Source organism: Candidatus Methylomirabilota bacterium, assembly GCA_035315345.1.
GTDB lineage: Bacteria > Methylomirabilota > Methylomirabilia > Rokubacteriales > CSP1-6 > CAMLFJ01.
Genome location: DATFYA010000031.1, coordinates 21,468 through 27,467 on the forward strand (window position 1 = coordinate 21,468; position 6,000 = coordinate 27,467).

Sequence of the window (6,000 nt, forward strand, 5' to 3'; positions counted from 1 at the left end):
GCGCGGCAGCGCCAGCAGCAGCTCCTTCATGACGGAGGCGTCCTACTCCAGCCGCTCGGCGAGCAGCTCGGCGATGTCCCGGGTCTTGATGGTGTCGCCGACCTCCTTCGCCTTCACTCCGTCCTCGAACATGGTCAGGCAGAAGGGACACGCCGAGGCCAGGATGTCGGGCTTCACTTCCATGGCCTGCTCCACCCGCAGCTGGTTCACCCGCCGGCCCTCGTGCTCCTCCACCCAGGCGCGGCCGCCGCCGCCGCCGCAGCAGAAGCCCTTCGAGCGGTTGAGCGTCATCTCGACCAGGTCGCCGCGGGTCACCCCGGCCAGCACCCGGCGCGGCTCCTCGTAGATGTCGTTGTAGCGCCCCAGATTGCACGCGTCGTGATAGGTGATGCGCTCGCTCTCGCGCTGGACGGGGCGTAGCCGCTCCTGGCGGAGCAGGTCGTCCAGCAGCTGGGTGTGGTGGATCACCCGGAAGTGACCGTCGAACTGCGGGTACTCGTTGCGGATGGTGTTGAAGCAGTGGGGGCACGCGGTCACGATCGTCTGGAACTTGTACTGCTTGAGCGTCTCGATGTTGCCCTGGGCGAGCGTCTGGTACAGATACTCGTGTCCGAGGCGCCGCGCTGGCTCCCCGGTGCACTTCTCCTCGTTGCCCAGAATGGCGAAGTCCACGTTGGCGGCCTGCAGCACCCGCACCAGGGCCCGCGCCACCTTCTTGTTGCGCTCGTCGAATGATCCGTAGCAGCCCACCCAGTAGAGGTACTCGGCCTCGCGGACGTCGGACATCTGCCGAACGCCCAGGTCTCGGGCCCAGTCCGCGCGCGTCTCCCACGACATCTGCCACGGGTTGCCGTTCGTCTCGAGATTGCGGAACGCGGGCTGCAGCTCGTTGGGGAAGCGCGACTCGGTGAGCACCAGCCAGCGGCGCATGTCCACGATCTTCGGCACGTGCTCGATGAAGACCGGGCAGGCGTCGACGCACCAGCGGCAGGTCGTGCAGGCCCACAGCACGTTGTCGTGAATCGTGTCACCCACCAGCGCGGTCGGCGGGGCCTGGGCCCCCGCCTGACCGAGCAGCGCCGGCGCTTCGTCGAAGAGACGCTCCCGCAAGTGCAGGATCAGCCACTTCGGGTCCAGCTCCTTGCCGCTCATGTTGGCCGGGCAGCGCGACGTGCAGCGGCCGCACTCGGTGCAGTTGTAGGTGTCGAACAGGTCCTTCCACGTCAGCTCGGTGAGGCTGCCCACCCCGAAGGTCTCCGAGTTCTCGAGGTCCATGCTGCGGTACTGGCCCTTCGGCTCGAGCGGCGCGAAGAACACGTTGAGCGGCGAGACCAGGATGTGGAAATGCTTGGAGTACGGCAGCAACACCAGGAACCCGAGCAGGGTGGCCCCGTGGGCCCACCAGGCCAGATGGAAGATCGCGGTGATCGCTCCCACCGGCAGCCCGGCCATGCCGCGCGCGACCGCCGATCCCGCGAGCTGCCAGTGATCGGACGGCGCCGGCGCGAGCAGGATGCGGCCGGCGTCGGCCACCAGGTCCGTCACCATGAGGCCCAGGATCAGCAGCAGGATCACCAGCGCTTCGGCCGACAGATTGAGCCGGCGCGGCTTCACCACCAGGCGCCGGTAGAGGGCGTACCCCACGGCCAGGATGACCAGCACGCTGAACACGTCCTGCACGATGAGATAGGGCGCAGTGTCGGAGAGGCCGGGAAGGAAGAACGACTCGATCACGCCCTTGCCGAAGAACTCGATCGTGCCGAGGGTGAGCACGACGAAGCCCCAGAAGATGGTGGCGTGCATGAGCCCCGGCCAGAAATCGTTCGCGAGCAGCCGGACCTGCGCGAAGACGTAGACGATGACGTGCCAGATTCGGGTCGGCACGTGGCTCCAGCGCGGCATCGGCTTGCCCTTCAGCAGCAGGCGCAGGAGATACACGACGCGTTGGGCGAACAACACGGCCGCGAGCACGATCAGCCCGTAGAAGATCACCCAGCCGGGAACCGGCCCGTACCATTGGTGGGATGGCAGCATCAGCGACGCCTCATCGATCGGTGAGCCTCCGGGGGCATAGTGGGGTGCGACTCCAGGAGTGTCAAGGCCGCCTCAGGGTCTGCGCGAGGATCTGGGCCACCGCGGAGTACACGTCGAGGCGGCCGCCGGTGACCGCGTCGAGCGTGCGGGCCAGCGCGGGGTCCTGCTGCACGAGGGCGGTGACCTGCGCGGTGTACTCCTCCACCAGCAGGGCCTCCAGGTCGGCGCGACGGCGAGCCTGTCGCCGCTTCTCGAGCGCGCCGGCCTGCTCGAGCACGGTTCGGTGGCTCCGGATCTGCCGCAGCAGCGTGTCCATGCCGACGTCGTTGACCGCCTGCGTGGCGAGCACCGGCACCTCCCAGTCCACGTCCCGCGCCTGTGCGCTGCCCGTGTAATGCAGGTGCACGCTGAACTTCAGCTCGGCCATCAGGGCGTGGGCCCCGTCGCGGTCGGCCTTGTTGACGACGAAGACGTCGGCCACCTCCATGAGGCCCGCCTTCATGGCCTGGACCGAGTCGCCGGACTCCGGCACGAGCGCGACCACGGTGGTGTCGGCCTGACGGATGATGTCCAGCTCGGTCTGCCCCACCCCCACCGTCTCGATGAGGATCCACGGGAAGCCGAAGGCGTCCATCACCTTGATCACGTCGCCGGTGGCGCGGGCAAGCCCCCCGAGGCTGCCGCGAGTGGCCATGCTGCGGATGAAGACGTCGGGGTCGAGCGTGTGGGTCTGCATCCGGATGCGGTCGCCGAGCACCGCGCCGCCGGTGAACGGGCTCGACGGATCCACCGCGATGACGCCGACCGGCTGCTGCTCCGCGCGCAGCAGGCTCGTGATCCGATCCACCAGCGTGGACTTGCCCGCGCCGGGCGGCCCGGTGATCCCGAGCACGTAGGCGCGCCCGGTGCGCTCGTGGATCGCCTGCATGATCGCGGGCACCTCGGGGGAGCGGTTCTCCACCCGGGTGATCAGGCGTGCGAGGGCCAGGCGGTCTCCGTCGAGCATCCGGCTGACCAGGTCGGACACGGGGCGCGGCGTGGGCCTCAGGAGCCGGGCCGTGGCGCGGCGGACTCGGAGGGCTCCCCGCTGAGGCGGGCCTCCATCACCAGCGCGTCCTCGCCGGTGTCGAAGTAGTAGCCCTTGCGCCGGCCGATCACGCGGAAGCCGAAGCGCTCGTAGAGCAGGAGCGCCTCCGAGTTGGTGGGCCGCACCTCGAGGAACGCGAGATCGACGCCGCGCCGCCGCGCGTCGTCGAGGACGGATCCCAGGAGCCGGCGTCCGACTCCCCGTCGACGCAGGTCGGGATGCGTGGCCAGGTTGGTCACGTGGATCTCGTGGCCGATCTCCCACAGGCAGAGATAGCCGGCGAGCCGCCGGCCGCACCGCGCCACCGAGCAGCGGGCCACCCGATTCTGGGTCAGCTCGTACCGGAAGGCGCCGCGCGACCACGGGGTCTGAAACGAGGCGCGCTCGATGACCAGGACGTCGTCGAGGTCCTCGAGCGTCATGGGCTCGAGCGTCACCGCGTCGCCGCTCAGCGGCTCCGCCAATGGTCCGTCGTCACGCATGCCGGGCTTTCAGCTCCGCCTCGGATGGGCGCAGATAGAGGGGAGCGAGCTGCTCGGCCGGGATGCCGCCGCCGGCGCTGAGCATGACGTGGCCCAGCGCGCCCACCACCGCGGGCGAGGGCAGCGAATGCACCGGATCGGCCTCGCGTAGGCCCTCGCCGAGATGACCCAGGTAGGGCCGACACGCCGGCACCCCGTCGCCCAGGACGATCACCGGCCCGCTGAGCCGCGCCGCCGCCGCGGCGGGGGGCAGCGCGAGATAGTCCCACTCGCGCTCCATGCCGCCGGCCGTCCACCGGTAGCGCGAGCAGTAGACCTCGTTCTTCCGCGCGTCGAGCAGCGGGCACACCGGCGCGTCCGCGAACGGCAGGGTGGCCGCGAGCGCGTCGAGGGTGGGCACCGGGGCTACCGGCACCTCGAGGGCCAGGGCCAGGCCCTTGGCGGTGGCCGCGCCGACGCGCAGGCCGGTGAACGAGCCGGGGCCGATGGACACCGCGAGGCCGTCCAGGCTCGCCGCCTCCCAGCCGCAATCCTGCAGCAGCCGGTCGACGATCAGCATGAGTCGCTCGGAGTGCGTGAGCGCGATGTTGAGGCGGCTCTCGCCGACCAGGCGGCCGTCGTCGAGCAGCGCGGCGCCGCCCGCGAGCGTGGCGGTCTCGAGCGCGAGCACTCTCATGCGCGGAAGTCTAGCACGCCCCGCACGGCCCATCTTTCGAGTTGACACGCCGCACGCGGCCCCTCATCCTCAAATGCTGATGGCCCCGCCCCCGCGACAATCCGACAGCCAGATGGACGCCGAGGTTCGAGAGAAGATCCATCTCGAGATCCTCAAGCGCACCGGGGCCTACCACGCCAACGACCACGTCCTGCTCCCCTCCGGCCACCACACGAGCGAGTACATCGAGAAGACGCTGGTCACCACCGAGGCCTCGTTCACCGAGGGGCTCGGCGCGGTCATCGCCAAGCATTTCGCGCAGTGGCCCATCGACGTGGTGCTGTCGACCGGTCCCGGCGCGCTGATCCTGTCCCACTGCGTGGCCCGCGCCCATCCCTCGCGGCCCACTCTCGCCTACGGCACCAAGGGCGTGAGCGCGGGCAAGCGGCGCGTGACCCTGCCCGTCGAGTTCCAGCGCTTCATCCGCGCGGGCACCAAGGTGCTGATCGTGGAGGACCTGGTCTCCTCGGGCACCACGGTGCGCCTCCTCTCCCAGCTCGTGGAGAGCCTGGGCGGTCAGGTCATCGGCATCGGAGCCCTGTGGCGCCGCACCAAGAAGAGCGAGGTCGGGGGCAAGGAGATCTTCAGCCTGGTGAGCCGCGACTTCCCGACCTACGCGCCCGACACGTGCCCGCTCTGCAAGAAGGGCGTGCCGCTCAATCAGGAGTACGTGAAGCGTCGCGAGCACCGCAAGCCGTCGTCCGCGCACGAGAAGGCCTAGCCTCCCCGCCCCCAAGATATGGGGGCTCGCCCCCACGGTCGCCCCCGTATCCGGTATTTTGTCCTTGACACGTTTTTGCCCCTCCCCTAGAGTCCGGACCATGATCGACCGCGGGACGCGCGGGGATCGGGAGGGGGGTGACACGATGGCGAAGAAGAAGGCCGCGAAGAAGAAAAAGAAGAAGTAGCGCGCCCCTCGTGGCGCTCGGCCCTGTCGGCCCCATCCCGGCAGGGCCGTTCCATCTCCGACGCGCGTCCCGCCGACCGACCCCGTGAGCCATCGAGACGCCTACGCCCTGCTCCTCGTGGTGGCCCTCATCTGGGCCGGCAACTTCCCGCTCGCCAAGCTCGGGCTGGCCGAGATCGGGCCGATGACGCTGGCCGCCACGCGCGTGCTGATCGCGGCGCCGCTGCTCGTGCTGGTCTCGCGGCTGCTCGAGGGACCGCTGCCCCCGCTCGCGCGACGGGATCTGACCGCGGTGATCGTGCTCGCAGTGACCGGCTTCGTGGGCAACTCCATGCTGTGGTACGTCGGCATGCGCTTCACGACGCCGGCCAACGCGGGCATCCTCGGGGCCGCGTCGCCGGTGGTGGTGGCGCTGGCCGCGGCGGCGTGGCTTCGCGAGCGGCTCTCTCCCGTGAACCTGGCCGGGATCGCCCTGACCGCGCTCGCGGTGGTGCTGACGGTGGCGCGCGGCTCGATCGAGATCCTGCTCACCCTGTCGGTGAACGGGGGCGATCTGATCATCCTCGCCTCCCAGCTGCTCTGGGTGATCTACACGCTCTACAGCCGCGCCAACCTCTCCACCTTCTCGCCGCTGCAGATGCTGGCGGGCGCCCACGTGGTGGCGGCCGGCCTGCTCTTCCCGCTCGCGCTGCTCGAGCGGCCGTGGCAGAGCTTCGCCTCCGCCTCGTGGTTCGTCTTCGTGGTGATCCTCTACAGCGCGTTGCTGGGCACGCCG

At 69.8% G+C, this 6,000-nt stretch carries 6 protein-coding genes; 2 read left to right on the plus strand and 4 right to left on the minus strand.

Annotated features, from left to right (window positions below):
- Positions 1–42: 42 nt before the first annotated feature.
- The 4 genes from VKN16_04535 to tsaB form a co-directional block, all read right to left on the minus strand.
- On the minus strand, positions 43–2,034 hold the full coding sequence (locus VKN16_04535) for a (Fe-S)-binding protein (GenBank protein ID HME93464.1): 1,992 nt from the start codon (positions 2,032–2,034) through the stop codon (positions 43–45).
- Positions 2,035–2,095: 61 nt separating this feature from the next.
- Positions 2,096–3,061, minus strand: a complete 966-nt coding sequence (gene meaB / locus VKN16_04540) for a methylmalonyl Co-A mutase-associated GTPase MeaB (GenBank protein HME93465.1) — start codon at positions 3,059–3,061, stop codon at positions 2,096–2,098.
- Between the two features lie 17 nt (positions 3,062–3,078).
- Positions 3,079–3,603: a ribosomal protein S18-alanine N-acetyltransferase gene (rimI, locus tag VKN16_04545; GenBank protein HME93466.1), complete on the minus strand. Its 525-nt coding sequence runs from the start codon at positions 3,601–3,603 to the stop codon at positions 3,079–3,081.
- Positions 3,596–4,279, minus strand: coding sequence for a tRNA (adenosine(37)-N6)-threonylcarbamoyltransferase complex dimerization subunit type 1 TsaB (tsaB, locus tag VKN16_04550; protein ID HME93467.1), 684 nt, complete (start codon positions 4,277–4,279; stop codon positions 3,596–3,598). Before tsaB ends, rimI begins: the two co-directional genes overlap by 8 nt.
- Before the next feature lie 112 nt (positions 4,280–4,391).
- On the opposite strand from tsaB, the gene VKN16_04555 reads away from it, so the two are divergent.
- On the plus strand, positions 4,392–5,039 hold the full coding sequence (locus tag VKN16_04555; GenBank protein HME93468.1) for a phosphoribosyltransferase family protein: 648 nt from the start codon (positions 4,392–4,394) through the stop codon (positions 5,037–5,039).
- A 271-nt stretch (positions 5,040–5,310) separates the two neighbouring features.
- Positions 5,311–6,000: DMT family transporter (locus VKN16_04560; protein ID HME93469.1), on the plus strand; the 690-nt coding region annotated here is incomplete at its 3' end.

Bases quoted from the DNA above. Each gene is read 5' to 3' on its own strand.
- VKN16_04535 (HME93464.1), bottom strand. From the start codon at position 2,034: ATGCTGCCATCCCACCAATGGTACGGGCCGGTTCCCGGCTGGGTGATC.
- rimI (HME93466.1), bottom strand. From the start codon at position 3,603: ATGCGTGACGACGGACCATTGGCGGAGCCGCTGAGCGGCGACGCGGTG.
- tsaB (HME93467.1), bottom strand. From the start codon at position 4,279: ATGAGAGTGCTCGCGCTCGAGACCGCCACGCTCGCGGGCGGCGCCGCG.
- VKN16_04555 (HME93468.1), top strand. From the start codon at position 4,392: ATGGACGCCGAGGTTCGAGAGAAGATCCATCTCGAGATCCTCAAGCGC.